This is a genomic window from Arthrobacter sp. ISL-69 (genome assembly GCF_018613775.1).
Lineage (GTDB): Bacteria > Actinomycetota > Actinomycetes > Actinomycetales > Micrococcaceae > Arthrobacter.
Genome location: NZ_JAGGPO010000015.1, coordinates 210,825 through 229,562 on the forward strand (window position 1 = coordinate 210,825; position 18,738 = coordinate 229,562).

General features: G+C 65.5%; 19 protein-coding genes, 1 other RNA gene and 1 riboswitch. Of the genes, 17 read left to right on the top strand and 3 right to left on the bottom strand.

The features are described from left to right. The first annotated feature begins 47 nt into the window (after positions 1-47). The 6 genes from J7I79_RS10795 (at position 48) to J7I79_RS24950 (ending at position 7,718) form a co-directional block, all read left to right on the top strand. Positions 48-3,857 carry a multifunctional oxoglutarate decarboxylase/oxoglutarate dehydrogenase thiamine pyrophosphate-binding subunit/dihydrolipoyllysine-residue succinyltransferase subunit gene (locus tag J7I79_RS10795; protein WP_214953021.1) on the top strand — a complete coding sequence of 1,270 codons (3,810 nt, stop codon included), beginning with the start codon at positions 48-50 and terminating at the stop codon, positions 3,855-3,857. Positions 3,858-4,020: 163 nt separating this feature from the next. After that, the gene (locus J7I79_RS10800; RefSeq protein ID WP_214953023.1) at positions 4,021-4,620 is read left to right on the top strand and encodes a GDSL-type esterase/lipase family protein; all 600 of its coding nucleotides are present in this window, start codon (positions 4,021-4,023) and stop codon (positions 4,618-4,620) included. A gap of 120 nt (positions 4,621-4,740) precedes the next feature. Further along, positions 4,741-6,027 (top strand): serine hydrolase, encoded by a 1,287-nt coding sequence (locus tag J7I79_RS10805; RefSeq protein WP_214953024.1) that lies wholly within the window; start codon positions 4,741-4,743, stop codon positions 6,025-6,027. Between the two features lie 80 nt (positions 6,028-6,107). Next, entirely contained in the window at positions 6,108-6,935 is an 828-nt protein-coding gene (locus J7I79_RS10810; protein WP_214953026.1) for a DUF4097 family beta strand repeat-containing protein, read from the top strand. Beyond that, the gene (locus tag J7I79_RS10815; RefSeq protein WP_214953028.1) at positions 6,936-7,559 is read left to right on the top strand and encodes a PadR family transcriptional regulator; all 624 of its coding nucleotides are present in this window, start codon (positions 6,936-6,938) and stop codon (positions 7,557-7,559) included. 84 nt (positions 7,560-7,643) lie between these two features. Beyond that, a complete protein-coding gene (locus J7I79_RS24950; protein ID WP_104061284.1) occupies positions 7,644-7,718 on the top strand; it encodes a 50S ribosomal protein bL37 in 75 nt (24 codons plus the stop codon). A 145-nt stretch (positions 7,719-7,863) separates the two neighbouring features. On the opposite strand, the gene rsrA is transcribed toward J7I79_RS24950, so the two are convergent. Then, a complete protein-coding gene (gene rsrA, locus J7I79_RS10820; RefSeq protein WP_028270137.1) occupies positions 7,864-8,124 on the bottom strand; it encodes a mycothiol system anti-sigma-R factor in 261 nt (86 codons plus the stop codon). Next, entirely contained in the window at positions 8,121-8,894 is a 774-nt protein-coding gene (locus tag J7I79_RS10825; RefSeq protein ID WP_251042646.1) for a sigma-70 family RNA polymerase sigma factor, read from the bottom strand. The genes rsrA and J7I79_RS10825 overlap by 4 nt, the downstream gene beginning before the upstream one ends. Before the next feature lie 364 nt (positions 8,895-9,258). On the opposite strand from J7I79_RS10825, the gene J7I79_RS10830 reads away from it, so the two are divergent. The 11 genes from J7I79_RS10830 (at position 9,259) to J7I79_RS24605 (ending at position 18,161) form a co-directional block, all read left to right on the top strand. Further along, entirely contained in the window at positions 9,259-9,807 is a 549-nt protein-coding gene (locus J7I79_RS10830; protein ID WP_214953030.1) for a DoxX family protein, read from the top strand. 6 nt (positions 9,808-9,813) lie between these two features. Further along, complete coding sequence (gene aroA / locus J7I79_RS10835; RefSeq protein ID WP_214953032.1) at positions 9,814-11,190, top strand: 3-phosphoshikimate 1-carboxyvinyltransferase; 1,377 nt, start codon at positions 9,814-9,816, stop codon at positions 11,188-11,190. After that, a complete protein-coding gene (locus J7I79_RS10840) occupies positions 11,180-12,295 on the top strand; it encodes a ribosome small subunit-dependent GTPase A (protein ID WP_214953034.1) in 1,116 nt (371 codons plus the stop codon). Before aroA ends, J7I79_RS10840 begins: the two co-directional genes overlap by 11 nt. A 111-nt stretch (positions 12,296-12,406) precedes the next feature. Further along, the gene (hisN, locus tag J7I79_RS10845; protein WP_104172301.1) at positions 12,407-13,219 is read left to right on the top strand and encodes a histidinol-phosphatase; all 813 of its coding nucleotides are present in this window, start codon (positions 12,407-12,409) and stop codon (positions 13,217-13,219) included. 192 nt (positions 13,220-13,411) lie between these two features. Further along, positions 13,412-13,525: riboswitch (SAM riboswitch) on the top strand. Positions 13,526-13,559: 34 nt separating this feature from the next. Beyond that, the gene (locus J7I79_RS10850; protein ID WP_214953036.1) at positions 13,560-14,987 is read left to right on the top strand and encodes an aminotransferase class V-fold PLP-dependent enzyme; all 1,428 of its coding nucleotides are present in this window, start codon (positions 13,560-13,562) and stop codon (positions 14,985-14,987) included. 63 nt (positions 14,988-15,050) lie between these two features. Further along, complete coding sequence (locus J7I79_RS10855; RefSeq protein ID WP_214953038.1) at positions 15,051-15,824, top strand: class I SAM-dependent methyltransferase; 774 nt, start codon at positions 15,051-15,053, stop codon at positions 15,822-15,824. Positions 15,825-15,855: 31 nt separating this feature from the next. Continuing rightward, positions 15,856-16,569, top strand: coding sequence for a metal-dependent transcriptional regulator (locus J7I79_RS10860; protein WP_214953040.1), 714 nt, complete (start codon positions 15,856-15,858; stop codon positions 16,567-16,569). Positions 16,570-16,629: 60 nt separating this feature from the next. After that, a complete protein-coding gene (locus J7I79_RS10865) occupies positions 16,630-17,049 on the top strand; it encodes a CrcB family protein (RefSeq protein WP_214953042.1) in 420 nt (139 codons plus the stop codon). Next, positions 17,046-17,414, top strand: coding sequence for a CrcB family protein (locus J7I79_RS10870; RefSeq protein WP_214953044.1), 369 nt, complete (start codon positions 17,046-17,048; stop codon positions 17,412-17,414). Before J7I79_RS10865 ends, J7I79_RS10870 begins: the two co-directional genes overlap by 4 nt. 94 nt (positions 17,415-17,508) lie before the next feature. Beyond that, complete coding sequence (locus tag J7I79_RS10875) at positions 17,509-17,880, top strand: hypothetical protein (protein WP_214953046.1); 372 nt, start codon at positions 17,509-17,511, stop codon at positions 17,878-17,880. Positions 17,881-18,026: 146 nt separating this feature from the next. After that, positions 18,027-18,161 carry a hypothetical protein gene (locus tag J7I79_RS24605; RefSeq protein WP_258073794.1) on the top strand — a complete coding sequence of 45 codons (135 nt, stop codon included), beginning with the start codon at positions 18,027-18,029 and terminating at the stop codon, positions 18,159-18,161. A 119-nt stretch (positions 18,162-18,280) separates the two neighbouring features. Here J7I79_RS24605 and ssrA read toward each other — a convergent pair. Then, positions 18,281-18,649, bottom strand: a transfer-messenger RNA (tmRNA) gene (gene ssrA / locus J7I79_RS10880). Between the last annotated feature and the right edge of the window lie 89 nt (positions 18,650-18,738).

Genomic DNA, 18,738 nt, shown 5'->3' on the forward strand with positions numbered 1-18,738 from the left:
GAAGGCGACCAGAGGGAAATCAAACTCATGGAAGAGGCGTATTTCAAGTGCCAGAGCAGCCTAGCCACCGTCTACCAGAGGAATTTGGCGGAAACGAGTGGCTCGTTGACGAACTGTACGAGCGTTACCAGCAGGACAAGAACACGGTTGATGCCAAGTGGTGGCCGCTGTTCGAATCTTTCGACGCCGGTGACAGCTCGTCTTCCAACGGGACCTCGGGGGCACCGGCGCCCGCCGACCCCGCAACTCGCGAACTTCCAGTTGTAGCTCCCGCTGCGGCAGCACCGGCAGCGTCGCCGGCAGCCCCTGCCAAGCCGGCTGCTCCTGCCCAGCCCGCTGCTGCCCAGCCGCAGGCAGCCCCGGCAAAGAAAGCTCCTGCCACTATTGCCCGCGACGGCGCAAAGAAGCCCGAGTCCGCCGGCACCCCGCCGATCCCGGCACAGCTGCCCAAGAACATCAAGGCCCCCACGGCACCTGAAGAGGACGTCGTCTCCGTCCTTCGCGGACCGGCGAAGGCCATCGCGTCCAACATGGTCACCAGCCTGGAGGTTCCCACCGCCACCAGCGTCCGGGCCATCCCTGCCAAGCTGCTGATCGACAACCGCGTGGTCATCAACTCCAACCTGGCCCGCGCCCGCGGCGGCAAGGTCTCCTTCACGCACCTGATCGGCTATGCCGTCATCCGTGCGCTGTCCCAGTTCCCCTCCATGAACGTCTACTACGACGAAGTGGACGGCAAGCCCGTAGCGGTCCAGCCGGCACACGTGAACTTCGGCATCGCCATCGACATGCCCAAGCCGGACGGCACCCGCCTGCTGATGGTGCCGAACATCAAGAAGGCGGAGACCCTTAACTTCTCCGAGTTCTGGCACACCTACGAGGACCTGATCAAGCGCGCCCGCAACGGCAAGCTGACGGCGGATGACCACTCGGGCACCACCGTGTCCCTGACCAACCCGGGCGGCATCGGCACCGTGCACTCCGTGCCCCGCCTCTCCAAGGGCCAGGCGGCCATCATCGGCGTCGGCGCACTGGATTACCCGGCCGAGTTCCAGGGCGCCAGCGAGAAGATCATCGCGCACAACGCCATCAGCAAGGTCCTCACGCTGACCTCAACCTACGACCACCGCGTCATCCAGGGTGCCGGCAGCGGCGAATTCCTGAAGCTCGTGCACCAGCTCCTGCTGGGCGCGCAGAACTTCTATGACGAGATCTTCGAGTCCCTGCGCATCCCGTACGAACCCGTGCGCTGGAGCCCGGACCTGCAGGTTGATCCCGCCGACCAGATCAACAAGGTCGCCCGGATCCAGCAGCTCATCCACTCCTACCGTGTCCGCGGCCACCTCATGGCGGACACGGATCCCCTGGAGTACGTCCAGCGCAAGCACCCTGACCTGGACGTCCTCACCTACGGCCTGACCCTGTGGGATCTTGACCGCGAGTGGCCCACCGGCGGCTTCGGCGGCAAGCCCATGCTCGCGTTCCGCGACATCCTGGGCGTTCTCCGCGACGCCTACTGCCGCACCACCGGCATCGAATACATGCACATCCAGGACCCGGCCGAACGCAAGTGGTTCCAGGACCAGCTGGAGCACCCGTACTCCAAGCCGAGCCGCGAAGAGCAGCTGCGCATCGTCTCCAAGCTCAATGCTGCGGAAGCCTTCGAGACCTTCCTGCAGACCAAGTTCGTGGGCCAGAAGCGGTTCTCGCTGGAAGGCGGCGAATCGCTGATCCCGCTGCTGGACGCCATCATCTCCGATGCGGCCGACGACAACCTCGACGAAGTCGCCATCGGCATGGCCCACCGCGGCCGCCTGAACGTGCTCACCAACATCGCCGGCAAGACCTACGCACAGGTCTTCCGCGAATTCGAAGGCACCCAGGACCCGCGCTCCGTGCAGGGCTCCGGCGACGTCAAGTACCACCTCGGCACCGAGGGCACCTTCACGTCGGATAACGGCAAGGAGACCAAGGTCTACCTCGCCGCCAACCCCTCGCACCTCGAGGCCGTGGACTCGGTCCTCGAAGGCATCGTCCGGGCCAAGCAGGACCGCCTGGACCAGGGCGAGGCCTTCCCTGTGCTGCCCATCATGGTGCACGGTGACGCCGCCTTCGCAGGCCAGGGTGTGGTGGCGGAAACGCTCAACCTCTCCCAGCTGCGCGGCTACCGCACCGGCGGTACCATCCACGTGGTCGTCAACAACCAGGTCGGCTTCACCACCGCGCCGTCCTCGTCACGTTCCTCCACCTACTCCACGGACGTCGCCAAGATGATCCAGGCGCCGGTGTTCCACGTGAACGGCGACGACCCGGAGGCAGTGGTACGCATCGGCCAGCTCGCCTACGAGTTCCGCCAGCGTTTCCACAAGGATGTCGTCATCGACATGGTCTGCTACCGGCGCCGCGGGCACAACGAGGGCGATGACCCCTCGATGACCCAGCCGCTGATGTACAACCTGATCGAAGCCAAGCGTTCGGTGCGCAAGCTGTACACCGAATCGCTGATCGGCCGAGGCGACATCACCGAGGAAGAAGCCGAGCAGCTGCTCCGCGACTACCAGGAGCGGCTGGAACGCGTCTTCGCAGAAACCCACGCGGCCCAGACCTCCCCGATCCCGATCATCACTGCGGATTCCGCCGCCGTGTCGGACATCGAACGGCCCATCGCCCAGCAGGCCGACTTCGGCATCAACGCACCGGCCTCCACCGCGATTTCCGCCGAAACCCTGGCGCGTATCGGCAAGGCACACGTTGAAATCCCCGAGGGCTTCACCGTCCACGCCAAGCTCAAGCAGCTGCTGGAGAAGCGGGAACAGATGTCACGCGAAGGCGGCATCGACTGGGGCTTTGGCGAGATCGCAGCCTTCGGCTCGCTCATCATGGAAGGCGTCCCCGTCCGGCTCGCCGGCCAGGACTCCCGCCGCGGCACCTTCGTCCAGCGCCACGCTGTGTTCCACGACCGCGCCAACGGCAACGAGTGGCTGCCCCTCGGCAACCTCTCCGATGACCAGGCCAAGCTCTGGATCTACGACTCCCTGCTATCCGAATACGCCGCCATGGGCTTCGAGTACGGCTACTCGGTGGAGCGCCCTGACGCGCTGGTCCTGTGGGAAGCGCAGTTCGGTGACTTCGTCAACGGTGCCCAGACCATCATCGATGAGTTCATCTCCTCGGCCGAGCAGAAATGGGGCCAGCGCTCCTCGCTGGTGCTCATGCTGCCCCACGGCTACGAAGGCCAGGGTCCGGACCACTCCTCCGCACGGATCGAGCGCTTCCTGCAGATGTGCGCCGAAGAGAACATGATCGTGGCCAACCCCACGACGTCGGCCTCCCACTTCCACCTGCTGCGCCGCCAGGCGTACAGCCGGCCGCGGAAGCCGCTCATCATCTTCACGCCCAAGCAGCTGCTCCGCCTGAAGGCCGCGGCCTCGTCCGTGGAGGACTTCACCACGGGCGCCTTCCGGCCCGTCATCGCCGAGCACGAGCACCTGCAGGCAGATGCTGTCGAGCGTGTGCTGCTGGTCTCCGGCCGGCTGTACTACGATCTCCTGTCCACCCGGCAGAAGACCGGCGACAAGACCACCGCGATCGTCCGCGTCGAGCAGCTCTACCCGCTGCCCGCCGCTGAAATCGCTGCCGAGCTCGCCAAGTACCCGAACGCCGAAGTGGTGTGGGCACAGGACGAACCGGCCAACCAGGGTCCGTGGCCGTTCATGGGCCTCAACCTGCCCGAGGCCCTGGACCGCAGGGTCAGGCTGGTTTCCCGTCCGGCCTCGGCCTCCACGGCCGCCGGTTCCATGAAGCGGCACGCCGCGGAGCAGGATGCCCTCCTTAAGCAGGCGTTCGCACGGAAGTAGCTTGAACGTTGCCCGGTCGGAGCTCGAAATACACGACTCCGGCCGGGCAGTGCTGCTTAATGGAAGGGGCGGCCGCCATCAGACCGTCCGCCGCCGGAGTTGGCCGGGAGCCCGTTTCCATGGAACGCTGAATTTAGTTGCATATTGAGGTAAAGAGGTAGTCGTGGAAGACAGGAAGCTGCGGATCGCGGCTGTTGGAGATGAACTGTTGGCCGGCTTGGGCGACCCCCGGGCGCTGGGCTGGCTGGGCCGCGTACTGGCCCGCACTCCGCAGGACGGCATAACCGTTGAGTGCTATGCCCTCCCCTGCCCGCAGGAAGGCACCGAAGGCCTGGCCGCCCGGTGGCTTGACGAGGCCGGGCGCCGGTTCGGCAACAACCACGAAAACCGGCTCGTGATCGGACTCAGCGGACGCGACGTCGAATTCGGGCTGTCCACGGCCCGCAGCCGGCTGAACCTCGCCAACATCCTGGACTCCGCATCGCAGAACAAGATCGAGGTCTTTGTGGTGGGCCCGCCGCCGTCGCTCGATCCGGCGCAAAACAGGCGGTTGGGTGACCTGAATACGGCGTTCGCGGACGTCACCACACGGCGCAAGCACCTGTACGTTGACACGTTTTCGCCGTTGCTCAACCACGAGCAGTGGCGCCAGGACCTCGCCGCCAACAGCGGCACACCGGGACAGGCCGGCTACGGACTGATGGCGTGGCTGGTGCTGCACCGCGGCTGGTTCCAGTGGCTCGGCATCGCCGCTCCGGAGTAAAAAAAATCCCTGCCGCCGCGCCGTGGGCAATTTGCTGCACCGTACCCGGTAAGGCTTGACACCTGAGTCGTGCCCGTGACCCAATGGCCCCATAGCGCCGTCGACAGAAGGTTGTGGGTCATGACCGCTCCCGGAAATTCCAAGGCTTCCCGTGCCCCGGCAGCCCTGACCGTGGCACTGATGCTTGCCCTGGCAGGGTGCAGTCCGGGCCAGTCTCCCGCTCCGTCCAGTCCGGGGTCGAACTCAGCCTCAACGTCGCCGTCCAACGCCACCACCGGTACATCGTCGCCTTCGTCGGGAGACAGCGCGCTGCACCCATTTGACCAGGCCGTGCTTGAGCAGACCTTCAGCGAAGCTGCCCGCGAACTGCGCGTCCCCGGGGCAGTGATGTTGCTGCGGACCCCTGGCGGCAATCTCACGCGCACCTACGGCGTGCGAAGCATTGGCGGATCCGATCCGGTGACGCCGGAAGACCACGTCCGGATCGGCTCCATTACCAAGACCTGGACCGCCACGGTCATCCTGCAGTTGGTCCAGGAAGGCAGGATCAAGCTCGACGACCCGGTGGCGGACTATCGTTCGGATGTTCCGAACGGCGCCAACATCACCATCGAGCAGCTGCTGACGATGCGCAGCGGGCTATACAACTATACGGAGGCCCTGGCAGTAAACCAGGTCCTCGACTCGGATCCCGGGAAGACGTGGAATACCGACGAACTGCTCGCCGTTGCCTTCCGCAACCCGCCGTACTTTCCTCCCGGCGAGGGCTTCCACTATTCCAATACGAATACGGTGATTCTTGGCCTGATCGCGGAAGCCCTGGACCGTAAACCGCTGGCAGCGGCCTTCCGCGACAGGCTGTTCAAGCCGCTTGGCCTGACCGGATCCGTGTTTCCCGAGCGGGCGTCAAACGACATTCCCGCCCCGCATCCGCAGGGGTACATGTTCGGGACCAACGTGCTGACCCTCGATGACCGCGCCCTCCCCGAGGACATGCAAAAGGCCGCCGCGGACGGGACGCTCCAGCCCACGGACCAGACAGCCATGAACCCGTCATGGGGCTGGGCGGCCGGTGCGGGAATCTCGACGGCGGAGGACCTGGCCACCTGGGCCGAGGCGCTCGGCGGCGGGAAGGTGCTGGGGCCGGATTTGCAAAAATTGCGTTTGGACAGCCTCCAGCCTGTTAAGGCCGACGATCCGGGCGGCGCCCTCTACGGGTTGGGCATCGCAAAATTCGGCAACCTTTTCGGGCACACCGGTGAACTGCCCGGGTTCAACAGCTTCGCCGGCTATGACCCCGGGAACAAGGTCACCCTGGTTGTCTGGACCAACCTGGCCCCGACGCCGGACGGCCGGGACCCGGCAACGGCGATAGCCCGCACCCTCATCGGGAAGCTCTACCGCTAACGGCTGTCGACTCTTGCTTTTGACCAAGACGCGATATATCGTAAATCTATATTCACGATATATCGCAACTTGGAGGAACTGTGGACGACAACACCTGGACCGTCACCGGTCCGCAGACCATCGACGTCGACGGCGTCAGGTCACTCAAACTCGGAATCATCCGGGGCCGGTTCGATGTGGTCACCCAAGCCGAGGATGTCACGCGGATCGAAGTCTCCGAAATACACGGCGACCCGCTGACCGTGACCATGGCCAACGGAAGGCTCGAGGTGCGCCACCAGCTTCAGGGCGCCCAGGGCTGGTTCAAGAACCTCATGGGAACGGTCCACAACAACAGCACGAACTCCATCGTGATCAGCATTGCGGTCCCGGCAGGAGTCGAAGTCGAAGCCGGCACCGTCAGCGGCGACGGCCTTGTCTCCGGGATCAGCGGGCATACGAGGCTGAATACCGTCTCAGGATCAGTCATGGCGGACGGCACCGCCGGCGAGCTCCACGTCAACACGGTCAGTGGCGAAGTCATCGCCCGGAACCACGACGGCGTCCTCACCGCCAAGAGCGTCTCCGGCGAAGTCACCGCCTCGGGCCGGTTCAGCAACATCCGCGCCAACACCGTGAGCGGCGACATGAGCTTTGACCTGCACGGCTTCACCCACGACTTCGGGGCGAATTCAGTGTCAGGTGACCTCACCGTCCGAGTGCCCCAGGACGTCGGTGTGGACATCGTGGCAAAGTCCGCCAGCGGCGCTGTGGTCATCGACGACCACAAATACGTCCAGCCCGGCGGCAAGGTCCAAACCATCGCCGGCCCGGATACGCAGCTGATGCTGGTCCGGACCAACTCCATCTCCGGAAAGACGTCCATCATCCACAGCGAGTCGCCCGCCGAAGCCGAAACGGGGGCCTAGATGCCTCCGGTCTTCGCCCATGGCGCTCTGCGCCTCTATCTCCTCTCCCTGCTGGAGTCCGGCCCCAAACACGGCTACGAGCTCATCAAGGCCCTCAGCGAGCGGTTCGGGGGAACCTACTCCCCCAGCGCCGGCACCATCTACCCGCGGCTCGGCAAGCTGGAGGAAGAGGGGCTCGTGGCCACGGAGTCCGAGGGGCGCCGCACTAACTACCGCATCACGCCTGCCGGGCTGGTGGAACTCAACCGGCGCAGGGACGAACTCGCCGGAGTCGAAAATGATATTTCGGACTCCGTGCGCAGGCTGGCCGACAACCTGCGCGAGGACATCCGCGCCAATATGCGCGGACTCCGGGCCGACCTTGCCGCCACCGCGGAAGCTGCCAGGTCATCAGCACGTTCCGCCGCATTTCCCGACCGCGGCACCCGGCATGGCCCCGAAAGCGACCGAACGCTAAAGGAAGCGGAAATGCTGCTCCAGGCCTTCAGGGACAGCCTCCGGGTTGAGCTCCGGGTTCGGGCCGGCGCCACCCCCATCAGCGGCGTCACGCTGGAAACGATCCGGACGGTACTGGATCAGGCCCGGATATCCATCCGCAACTCGCTGAAGGCAGACAGTCACTGAGCCGGGACTCGGTTCGCGGGCCGTCGCGTGATGTGGGAGACTTGAGGGCAGCTCTTTTGAGTACCAAGATTAAGGAGGCCAGCTATGAGCAAGCGAGCACGTAAACGTCGTGACCGTAAGCGTGGCGGCGCGAACCACGGGAAGCGCCCCAACGCCTAAACTACGGTTTGGAACATGAGCTTTAAAGCGAAGGGCCCCGGAAACCACATGGTTTCCGGGGCCCTTCGCTTTAACATCCGGGGCGGGCTGCCGGCCTGCCGGAAATAGCCTGTCGGCCAGCCGGCAGTCGGACCGCCACGGGGAGCTAGGCCTCCACGGGACGAATCGAGTGGATCCGGTCCAGGATCGCGTTTTTCAGGTTCTCCGGCGCGGCTTCCGTACAGGACCGCTTGACCACCTTGCGGATGACACACTCGAGATCGTACTCCTCAAGGCACTCCGGGCAACCGTCCAGGTGATCCTTGATCTCGGCGATGTCGCTGTGTGTCAACGCACCGTCCAGGTATTCGTAAATACGTTGCATCCGGGCGTCGTCGCAATCGCCCAGTCCCTGGCAGTCGCTCATTTCCTGTTCTCCTGTTTTTTGCTTTCGGCCGCTGCGCCTGAATCGGTTGCGGCTTTGAAACCCCGCTCTGCGGCATAGTCCGCGAGCATGTCCCGCAGCATTTTCCGGCCGCGGTGGAGCCGGGACATCACAGTGCCGATGGGGGTGTTCATGATGTCCGAGATTTCCTTGTAGGCGAACCCCTCCACGTCAGCGAAGTACACCGCGAGCCGGAATTCTTCCGGGATCGCCTGCAGGGCCCGCTTCACATCGGAATCGGGAAGGTGGTCCAGTGCTTCGGCTTCCGCGGAGCGCAGACCCGTTGAGGTGTGCGACTCCGCCCGTGCCAGCTGCCAGTCCTCAATCGTGTCCGAGTTCGACTGGAGCGGCTCGCGCTGCCTCTTGCGGTACAGGTTGATGTACGTGTTCGTGAGGATCCGGTAGAGCCATGCCTTGAGGTTTGTGCCGGGCTTGTACTGGTGGAATGCGGAGAAGGCTTTGGTGTACGCCTCCTGGACCAGGTCTTCTGCGTCAGCAGGGTTCCGCGCCATTCTCATGGCAGCGGAATAGAGCTGGTCGACGTACTGCATGGCGTCGCGTTCAAACCGCTGCCTGCGCTGCTCCGTCGTCTCGGACACCACGTCGACTTCAGCCTCCGCAGCGTCCGTCTCCACAGCTTGCGGCGCGCCGCCAGGGCGGGCCGCAGCGTCCTTCGGGGACTCACTGATGGTCTTGGCGTCGTTTCCGGCAGCCGCATATATGGCCGCAACGGCCGGGTCAATGGTGCTCATTGCCTTCAAGTCTACTGTGACGCGTCCGGCACCTCCCGGCGGGGGTCCGCCAGCTTCGCCGTCGCGTCCGGGGAACTCCAACGGGGCGAGGAGTTTCACGCTGTCCCTAACCAATGTCAAGCTCCATCTCCGCTCTGTGTCCTTACTGTTGGGGCCTTTGCTGTTGACGCCCCGCGCTGACGCCCTGAACGTGCAACCGCCCGGCGTCCGCAAACGTCCCGAGGCCGCGCCCATGCACGGCCCCTGACTCATTGGGACTTGCTTTTGACAACCACGTCCGGCGGGCAAATATTCCGCAAAAGTGCAAGACTAGAACCGGTTCTCCCGCAGAAGTTCCGCGGCTCGTCCACCCAGGAGGAAATTCATGTCCTTAGTCCGTTTTCTCGCCCGGCCCATGCTGGCTTCCAGTTTCGTCCTCGCCGGCCTGGACAAGCTAAGGAACGCGGATGACACTGCGACGCAGCTGTCCCCGCTGCTGCGGCGTGCGGCGGACTCCCTCCCGTTCGCCACGAACGAAAAGGTGCTGGCCCGGGTCATCGGTGGCACCCAGGTGGGCGCCGGCGTGCTGTTCGCCCTGGGCAAGTCAGCCCGGCTCGCTGCCTCCGTGCTCGCGGTTATTTCAGTTCTGAATGCCTATGTCGAGTGGCGCAGCGCGGATATCACGTCCAAGGAAGCACGGGACGCCCGCCGCACCCAGCTCCTGAAGAACGTCACGCTCACCGGCGGCGTGCTGCTGGCCTCTGTGGACACCGCCGGCAAGCCGAGCCTGGCCTGGCGGGCCGAGCACCTGGCCGCTGATGCCCGCAAGGGTGCCAGCCACCTGACTTCGGACGTCCGCAAGACCACCGGCAAGCAGCTCAAGAAGGCCGACAAGGCTGTCCGCAAAGCCGTGGACCACGCAGTGAAAGCATAGGCACGAATGACAGGCACGGCCCCCACCACCCCGGCTCCCTCAACACCTGCGGACGGAACCCACTGGCCCGCACCGTTCGCCGAAACACCGGTCAACGCGACGGTTACCGTCCCGGGCTCCAAGTCGCTGACCAACAGGTACCTTGTCCTTGCCGCCCTGGCCGACGGCCCGTCCCGCCTCCGCGCACCCCTGCATTCGCGCGACTCCGCACTGATGATCCAGGCCCTGCGCCAGCTGGGAGCCGGTATCCGTGAGGTCCCGGGAGACGGCTCGTTCGGGCCCGATCTGGAGATCACTCCACTCAGCCCGGACGCGGCGGCGGCCGGTACCGCCATCGACTGTGGCCTCGCCGGTACCGTGATGCGCTTCGTCCCCCCGGTGGCTGCGCTCCGCAACGGCACCACCGTATTCGACGGCGATCCGCACGCCCGCAAGCGGCCCATGAACACCATCATCGAGGCACTGGCTGCCCTCGGCGTTGAGGTCACTGCCGCCGACGGGACGAGGCCGACGTCGCTTCCCTTCGTAGTGGAAGGCACGGGCGAAGTGCGCGGCGGCCACCTGGTAATTGACGCGAGCGCATCATCGCAGTTCGTGTCGGCACTGCTCCTCGTGGGCGCGCGTTTCACCGAGGGCCTGCACCTGGAGCACGTCGGCAAGCCCGTGCCGAGCCTGGACCACATCAACATGACCGTGGCCGTTCTGCGCGAAGTCGGCGTGTCCGTCGACGATTCCGTCCCGAACCACTGGATCGTGGCACCCGGCTCCATCCGGGCGTTCGACCGCCGCATTGAACAGGACCTGTCCAACGCCGGTCCCTTCCTCGCCGCGGCGCTGGCAACCGGCGGCACGGTCCGCATTCCCAACTGGCCAACTCCCACCACGCAGGTGGGCGATCTTTGGCGCAGCATCCTGGCAGAGATGGGGGCCAGCGTCACGCTGGAGAACGGGACACTCACGGTCACAGGCGGGCCCGAAATCAAGGGCGCAGACTTCGCCGACACCAGTGAACTGGCGCCGACAGTGGCCGCCTTGTGCGCGCTGGCCACCGGTCCCTCACGGCTCACCGGCATAGCGCACCTCCGGGGCCATGAGACGGACAGGCTTGCCGCCCTCGTCACCGAGATCAACCGCCTGGGCGGGGATGCCGAGGAAACAGCCGATGGCCTGGTGATCCGGCCCGCGAAGCTCCACGGCGGCGTCGTCCACAGCTACGCCGACCACCGCATGGCGACGGCGGGGGCAGTCCTGGGCCTCGCCGTCCACGGAGTCGAAGTCGAAGACATCGGCACCACATCCAAGACCATGCCGGACTTCCCGCAATTGTGGGAAGCCATGCTGACGCAGCTTGGCCGGCAGACGGAACAGGCCAGTGGGGCGTAGCACCGGTTCCTGGGACGAGTCCGATATCCGGATCCGCCCAAACAAAAAAGGTACTCGTCCCCGGACCAAGGACCGGCCCAGCTATGACGACGCCGTGACCGGACGCATCATCACCGTGGACCGCGGCCGCTACACGGCTGTGGTCGGCGAGGATACCGGGAACGAACGCATTGTCATCGCGGCGCGGGCGCGCGAACTGCGCCGTTCGCCGGTGGTGGCCGGTGACTTCGTGTCCCTCGTCGGCGATGTCTCCGGCGAGTCGGACACCCTAGCCAGGCTCGTGAAGATCCAGGACCGCCACACGCTCCTGCGGCGCAGCGCCGATGACACCGACCCGATCGAACGGGCGGTGGTCGCGAACGCCGACCAGCTCGTAGTGGTCGTTGCCGCCGCCAACCCCGAACCGCGCACCGGTTTTATTGACCGCGCCCTGGTGGCGGCCTACGACGCCGGGATCGAGCCGCTGCTCCTCGTCACCAAGGCGGACGTCAAGGACCCCACCGAACTCCTGTCCAACTACAGGCACCTGGACTTCCCCGTGATCATCAGCAGGACCGCCGATGCGGCCGCCTCGGGAATCGATGCGCGCTCCGATGACGGGCTGTCCGCCCGGCTCGACGGCGACGCCGTGTCGCAGCTGCGTGCCCACCTCGACGGCAAGGTGACGGTCATGCTTGGCCATTCCGGGGTGGGCAAGTCCACCATGGTCAACGCCCTGACCGGCGCAGAGCGCGCTACCGGAGGCGTCAACGCCGTCACCGGGCGGGGACGGCACACGTCGTCGTCGGCACTGGCCCTGCGGATCAGTGACGCGCCCGCCGGGAGCTGGATTATCGACACACCGGGCATCCGGTCATTCGGCCTCGCGCACGTGGACCCGGACCGGATCCTCCGGTCCTTTCCCGATCTCGAACCCGGAACGGATGCCTGCGAACGCGGCTGCAAGCATGACTCCTCCGCCGTCAACTGCGGAGTGGACGCCTGGGTGTCCGAAGGGCACGCAGGGCCGTCCGGCGCAGCGCGGCTGGCGTCACTGCGCCGCCTGCTCGGCACCGATCCCCGGATGGACGCTCAGGAAGCCAAGGAGCTCGGCATTGTTTCGTAGCGCCGTTTCGCCGCCTGTGCCCGCGGCCACGCCACGGTGCGGGTTCACGGGCAGCACGGTGCAGGACGTGGCCTCCCAGCCGGCCGGCCGCAGAGACGGTAGTTTGGAAGCATGACCCAACCCGCTTCGAGCTACAACGATGACCTGCGCCTCGCCCATGTCCTGGCCGACTCTGTTGACTCCCAGACCATGAGCCGTTTCAAGGCGCTGGACCTTCAGATTGAAACCAAACCGGACCTTACCCCGGTCACGGATGCTGACAAGGCAGCTGAAGAATCCATCCGCGGACAGCTCTCGCGCTCCCGTCCGCGCGACGCCGTCCTCGGCGAAGAGTTCGGCAGTTCCGGGCATGGTTCCCGCCGCTGGATCATCGATCCGATCGACGGCACCAAGAACTTCGTCCGTGGCGTGCCTGTTTGGGCCACCCTGATTGCCCTCGTGGATGAGGGCGAACCCGTGGTTGGCCTGGTCAGCGCGCCGGCACTGGGCAAGCGCTGGTGGGCCGCGAAGGGCGCCGGCGCCTACATGGGGCGGTCGCTTGCTGCGGCCACGCGACTGAAGGTCTCGAACGTGTCCGAGCTTTCGGACGCTTCACTCTCCTACTCGAGCTTGGGCGGCTGGAAGGAACGCGGCAACCTGGACGAGTTCCTCGGCCTCACCGAGGAGGTCTGGCGGACCCGCGCCTACGGCGACTTCTGGTCCTATTGCATGGTGGCCGAGGGTTGCGTGGACATCGCGTGCGAGCCGGAGCTGAACCTCTACGACATGGCCGCGCTGGTGCCGATTGTCACCGAGGCGGGCGGCCGCTTCACGTCCTTGGAGGGAGTGGACGGCCCCTTCGGCGGAAACGCCCTGGCCACCAACTCGATCCTCCACTCCGAAGTCCTCAAGCGGCTGAACCCGGACCTCGACGACCTCCTCTGACCGGTGCACCGCGCTGGAACCCGGTGCGGACGCTTAGACGGACTGCAGAATAAACGACGGCGGGCACCCCTCCCAAGGGGTGCCCGCCGTCGTTTATTCGGCTGGAACCCGCTTCTCCCGGCATGCGTAACAAACGGCTTAATAATTGGCGTGGCTTTCCCGCGGCGCCGCGAATGTCCTAATCTCGAAACAGGTCACGAGTGCCAGCGCGAAACCCCGGTTTGCTGGCCGGCAACCCTCCATTCGCGGTGGGGTGCCCCGGGTGACGACCAGGCCGGTCCGGAACGGACCCGGCAAGCGCGGATCCCCGGAGTGAGGGGTCCTTTACAGTGAGGTCCCCATGACTACTGCCACTTTCCCCGCAAACCCCGGAACCACGTCCGCGACGGCCGCAGGCCTCCTCGACGAACGCTTCACCATTGCCAAGCGGCCGCTCTCGGCCGTCACCGGTGCCGAGATCCAGGCTCCGCTGATCCAGGGTGGCCACGTCCGCTACGCGAACCTGGACTATGGAGCGTCCGCTCCGGCCCTGTCCGTCGTGTCGGCCTACCTGAACGAAATCCTGCCGTACTACGCCAGCGTTCACCGCGGCGCCGGCTACGCCTCGCAGATCAGCACCTCGGTGTACGAAAACTCCCGGAACATCGTCCGCGCATTCGTCGGCGGGAGGACTGACGATTCCGTCATCTTCACCAGGAACACCACGGACTCCCTGAACCTGCTGGCGGGCTGCCTGCCCGTGGCAGACGGCCGCCACACCGGTGAGGTGCTGTATCTCGACATCGAACACCACGCCAACCTGCTCCCCTGGCAGGGTGTGCCGCACCGCAGCGTTGTTGCCGCTCCCACGCTGAGCGCCACGCTCGAGAACCTGCGCTCCGAGCTCAGCCAGGGCGACATCAGCCTGCTGGCCGTAACGGGCGCCTCCAACGTCACCGGTGAAATCCTCCCTATCCGCGAGCTGGCCGCGCTGGCCCACGAACACGGCGCAAGGATCGTTGTGGACGCGGCACAGCTGGCCCCGCACCGCCGCATCGACATCGCGGCGGACGACGTCGACTACCTCGCCTTCTCGGGCCACAAGCTGTACGCGCCGTTCGGCTCGGGTGTCCTCGTGGGCCGGCCGGACTGGCTCGACGCCGGCACACCCCACCTTGCAGGCGGCGGAGCCGTCCGTGAGGCCCGGCTGGACTCCGTCAGCTGGGCTACCGGACCGGCGCGGCATGAGGGCGGGTCGCCCAACGTCCTTGGTGCAGCCACGCTGGCCCGCGCCACGCAGGTCATCGGTGCGCTGGACCAGGAGCTGTGGCACGCCCACGAGACCGCCATCAGGTCCTTCCTCGTTGAAGGCCTGCGGAAGATCGACGGCGTTACGGTCCACCAGATCTTCAGCGACACCGACCAGGCAACGGACACCATCGGCGTGGTCAACTTCTCGGTCGAGGGCTACGACGCTGGCCTCGTGGCCGCCTACCTTTCCGCGGAACACGGTGTTGGCCTCCGCGACGGCCGCTTCTGCGCCCACCCGCTGCTCAAGCGCTTGGGCCTTCCGTCCGGTTCGCTGCGTGCAAGCTTCGGCGTCGGGTCCAGGCTGGAGGACGCCCAGCGCCTGCTGGCCGGCATCGAGGAACTCCGCCGGACCGGTCTCGGCTGGGACTACGTGGTGGACTCCGGCCGCTGGGTGCCGGCCAACGACACCCGCAGCTACCCGGACTGGGCACCCAACACCCCCGGCACCGCGGGAGCAGCACCCTGCACCGAAGACTAAGGGCCCGGCGTTTGCGGTAAATTCGAGGGGTAAGTAATCCAGCCTGCCCGAAGGAGACTGCACGTGGCACGGGGAGGCCCCAAACTGCACCACCAGCGCCGGTATGAACTCGGACAGAGCTTCCAGGACGGTGGTGAGCGCTATGACCGTGTCCGTCCGGGCTATCCTGCCGATTCCGCGGACTGGCTGATCCGAAGCGTCAACGGGACAGGCGGGGCCGCCAAGGCCGCCGACATCGGAGCCGGGACGGGCAAATTCACCGCCCTGCTGGTGCAGCGTGGTCTCGCGGTCTCCGCAGTGGACCCCTCACCGGACATGCTCGGCCAGCTGCGGCTCGCCCTGCCGGGTGTTCCCGCGGCGGAGGGCACCGCAGAGGCGACCGGACTCGCTGACAGTGCGTTCGACGTCGTAAGCGTTGCCCAGGCGTGGCACTGGTGCGACCCCCTCCTTGCGAGCACGGAACTTTCCCGCATCCTCCGCCCCGGCGGCGTGCTGGGGCTGGTCTGGAACCAGTTGGATACGTCGGTCCCGTGGGTTCACCGGCTCTCCCGGATCATGCATGCCGGCGATGTGCACAAACCGGACTTCCGTCCCGCGATCGGGCCGGAGTTCACCGGGCTTGAGAGCCACCTGACACGCTGGAAAGATCCGGTGACCACCGAGGACATCGTGGAATTGGCGAAGTCCCGCAGCTATTACCTTGCCGCCGGTGAGGGCACCAGGGCCAAAGTCCGGGACAACCTGGACTGGTACCTCCACGAGCATCTGGCCCACTCGCGCGGGGACGTCGTCGGGCTCCCCTACCTGACCCAGACCTGGCGGGCGTTCAAAGCATGAGTCCTGCAGACAAAGCGGTAGGCTAGGACCCGTGAAGACCAGCGCGCCCTCCTCCTCCATCGAGGACTACGTCAAGGTCATCTACTCCTTCACGGAGTGGCAGGACAAACCCATCACCTCCTCGCAGCTGGCACAACGGCTCGGGGTCGCGAACTCCTCGGTCTCGGAAATGGTCCGCAAGCTCAAGGACCAGGGCCTGGTTGACCACAAGCCCTACAGCGCCATCACGCTCACAGCCGACGGCATCCGGCTGGCGCTGTCCATGGTTCGGCGTCACAGGCTCATTGAGACCTATCTCGTCCAGGAACTCGGCTACAGCTGGGACGAGGTCCACGACGAAGCCGAGCTCCTGGAACACGCCGTCTCAGACACCTTCATAGAGCGGATGGCCGGCAAGCTCGGCAATCCGCTCCGCGACCCGCACGGTGATCCCATCCCCGCAGCAGACGGCACCGTCCGCATGCCCCGCGCCCACCGTATGAGCGAGCTCGACGAGGGCCACACGGGCCGGATCACCAGGATCAGCGACGAAAACCCCGATCTCCTGCGCTACCTGTCCGCAGAGAAGATCAACCTCGATGCAGACATCGAAGTACTCGGCCGGAAGCCCTTCGGCGGCGCCCTCGTGGTCCGGATCGGCCCGGCGGGCGCCGACCGCGAATTCGACCTCGCCGATGAGGTTTCGTCAGCGCTGTGGGTACACAGCGACACGGGCCATGCCGGATGCCGGCTTGCGGACGCCTGAACGCGTGCCGCCCGAATGGATGCCACCTGTATCGGTACTGCCTGTAATGGTGCTGCCTGAATGAAGGGTGTCGCGGGTCCGGGTTGGCGCGCCTGGGCGGCGGTAGCCGTCGGGGCGCTCGTTGGGACGGAGCTCCGCTACGGCCTGGGCGCGGTCTTCCCTGAAGCCGCCGGAACGCTCCCCTGGACCACCCTGGCCATCAACGTCAGCGGCAGCTTCGTCCTCGCGGCCCTCACCACGCTCTGGATGGCACGGCCGACGACGGCCTTCTGGCTGAGGGCCGGGATCGGACCGGGACTGCTGGGGTCCTTCACCACCTTCTCGGCGGTGGTCTTCTCCGTTGACCAGCAGGCACGTTCCGGCCAGCACGTGACGTGGCTGATCTATCTCGGACTCTCGCTGATCCTGGGGCTCGGCGCTGCCGCCGCGGGCTGGAAGGCCGGCAAGGCCTTAAGCGACTGGACCGGAGGAGCCTCATGACAGCTGTGCTGGTGGGTATTTTTGGCGTTGCCGGGGGCTTGCTCAGGTTTTCCATCGACACCTGGTTCGCGCACCGCACCGGCACGCGCCGGCACTGGCCCTGGGCAACACTGCTGGTCAATGTCACCGGGTCACTCATCATCGGCCTTTCCGTGGGCGTCAGCGGACGGCTGGGGCTCGGCGAGGAATGGCATGCCGCGGTCGCCACGGGTCTCGCGGGCGGCCTGACGACGTTCAGTTCCTGGACCACTGCAACCATCCGGCTTGTCAGTGAAGGGCGGTACCCGGCGGCGGCGCTGAACGTGGCTGTCAATCTCGTCGCAGGGCTCTCCGCGGCGGCGGCAGGCATAGCCCTCGCGGGCTGACAGGCACGGTCCTCCCAACCGACGTACGCAAGCAAGCGTTCCGCCGTCTGAATATGTGAATCTCGAGGGGTCCTGCATCCCGTATCGTTAAACGATGGTTACGCGACGTGAAGCAGCTCAGATCCTTGATATTCCATTGGAAATGGCACACCGTCACGGTATCCCTGCCAGGCTATCGGATGCCGAGCTGTCCGAACTACTGGACAATCCCCCCGCTTGGCTGGTCCAGTCCAAGGCCAACCGGACCGGCAAGCGCCCTGTCTGGGTCCAGCTGACCTGTGCTGTCTGCGGCTTCTCGGAAGCCGCCCGGCCCAAGAAATGGTGGCCGCCGTTCACGTACGTGTGCTGCGTCCATCACGCCCTCGATGACCTCCCCCCGGTCCTGCCGGGCCTGGTTCGCAGCGAGTATGAGGGAATCGGCAGCCGGTTCGTCGGCATTGTTGACGTTGAAGTGCCCGGTTCCTGACGGCCGGCGCCCGGGCGGGGTGCGCTGCGACGCGTGAATGAGGGGCGGTGCCCGAAGCCGGCGTTGGTCCCAGTTACATTCACGAGAAAACAGGCGTACCTTACAAACACGGGGCCCATTCAGGGCCCTACGTTAGGGAGGGCGACATGCCTGACAAATCGCCGCACCGGCAGGTCACCAAGAAGTCGGACAAGACCATCAAGCAAAAAAGGGCCGAAAAGAAGTCCAAGCATGAGGTGGACGCCCACGTGGACCCTGTAGCGCACATCAAGAAGCGCTGACTCGCCGCGGCCACGGCTGGCCGCTGGCGGATGCAGGAACGGTGCTGAAAACACAAAAGGCCGGAAGCTTTCGCTTCCGGCCTTTTGCACGGGGTGGAACGGCGTTGCCGCCGTCCCGATGGTGGAGATGGGGGGAATTGAACCCCCGTCCGATGTCGTGTTGTCAGGGCTTCTCCGGGCGCAGTTCGCGTCGGATTTTCTCGGCCCCAGCTATCCTGCAAACAGGTAGCTGATCCGGGCCCAGTCATTTAAGAGTCCCGTTCACCCCAATGACGAAGGTAAACAGCAGTGGCTATCTTAATGACGCCAGGATCCGGGACGATAGCATTCCCGGGCTGACGGACTGTCTTACTGCTTAGGCAGCGAGAGCGAAGTCAGTGCGCGTTTGTTTGGCACTTATTGTTTTGCAGACAGCGTTTACGAGATAATTCTGCATCCTCGGCCCGCTTCACCTGTCGCGACTAACATCGTCGAAACCGATCATCCCCGTATTTTGTTATCAAACCGGTCAGGACCCTTGCAGAACCTTTCATGGGTTCCGCGCCGTTCCTTCCCGGACTACCAATCATAACGCACT

What these genes read in the sequence shown, in the direction of transcription:
- J7I79_RS10805 (WP_214953024.1), top strand. Translation starts at nt 4,741, where the DNA reads ATGACCGCTCCCGGAAATTCCAAGGCTTCCCGTGCCCCGGCAGCCCTG.
- J7I79_RS10815 (WP_214953028.1), top strand. Translation starts at nt 6,936, where the DNA reads ATGCCTCCGGTCTTCGCCCATGGCGCTCTGCGCCTCTATCTCCTCTCC.
- rsrA (WP_028270137.1), bottom strand. Translation starts at nt 8,124, where the DNA reads ATGAGCGACTGCCAGGGACTGGGCGATTGCGACGACGCCCGGATGCAA.
- J7I79_RS10825 (WP_251042646.1), bottom strand. Translation starts at nt 8,894, where the DNA reads ATGAGCACCATTGACCCGGCCGTTGCGGCCATATATGCGGCTGCCGGA.
- J7I79_RS10830 (WP_214953030.1), top strand. Translation starts at nt 9,259, where the DNA reads ATGTCCTTAGTCCGTTTTCTCGCCCGGCCCATGCTGGCTTCCAGTTTC.
- aroA (WP_214953032.1), top strand. Translation starts at nt 9,814, where the DNA reads ATGACAGGCACGGCCCCCACCACCCCGGCTCCCTCAACACCTGCGGAC.
- hisN (WP_104172301.1), top strand. Translation starts at nt 12,407, where the DNA reads ATGACCCAACCCGCTTCGAGCTACAACGATGACCTGCGCCTCGCCCAT.
- J7I79_RS10850 (WP_214953036.1), top strand. Translation starts at nt 13,560, where the DNA reads ATGACTACTGCCACTTTCCCCGCAAACCCCGGAACCACGTCCGCGACG.
- J7I79_RS10865 (WP_214953042.1), top strand. Translation starts at nt 16,630, where the DNA reads ATGAAGGGTGTCGCGGGTCCGGGTTGGCGCGCCTGGGCGGCGGTAGCC.
- J7I79_RS10870 (WP_214953044.1), top strand. Translation starts at nt 17,046, where the DNA reads ATGACAGCTGTGCTGGTGGGTATTTTTGGCGTTGCCGGGGGCTTGCTC.
- J7I79_RS10875 (WP_214953046.1), top strand. Translation starts at nt 17,509, where the DNA reads ATGGTTACGCGACGTGAAGCAGCTCAGATCCTTGATATTCCATTGGAA.
- J7I79_RS24605 (WP_258073794.1), top strand. Translation starts at nt 18,027, where the DNA reads ATGCCTGACAAATCGCCGCACCGGCAGGTCACCAAGAAGTCGGACAAG.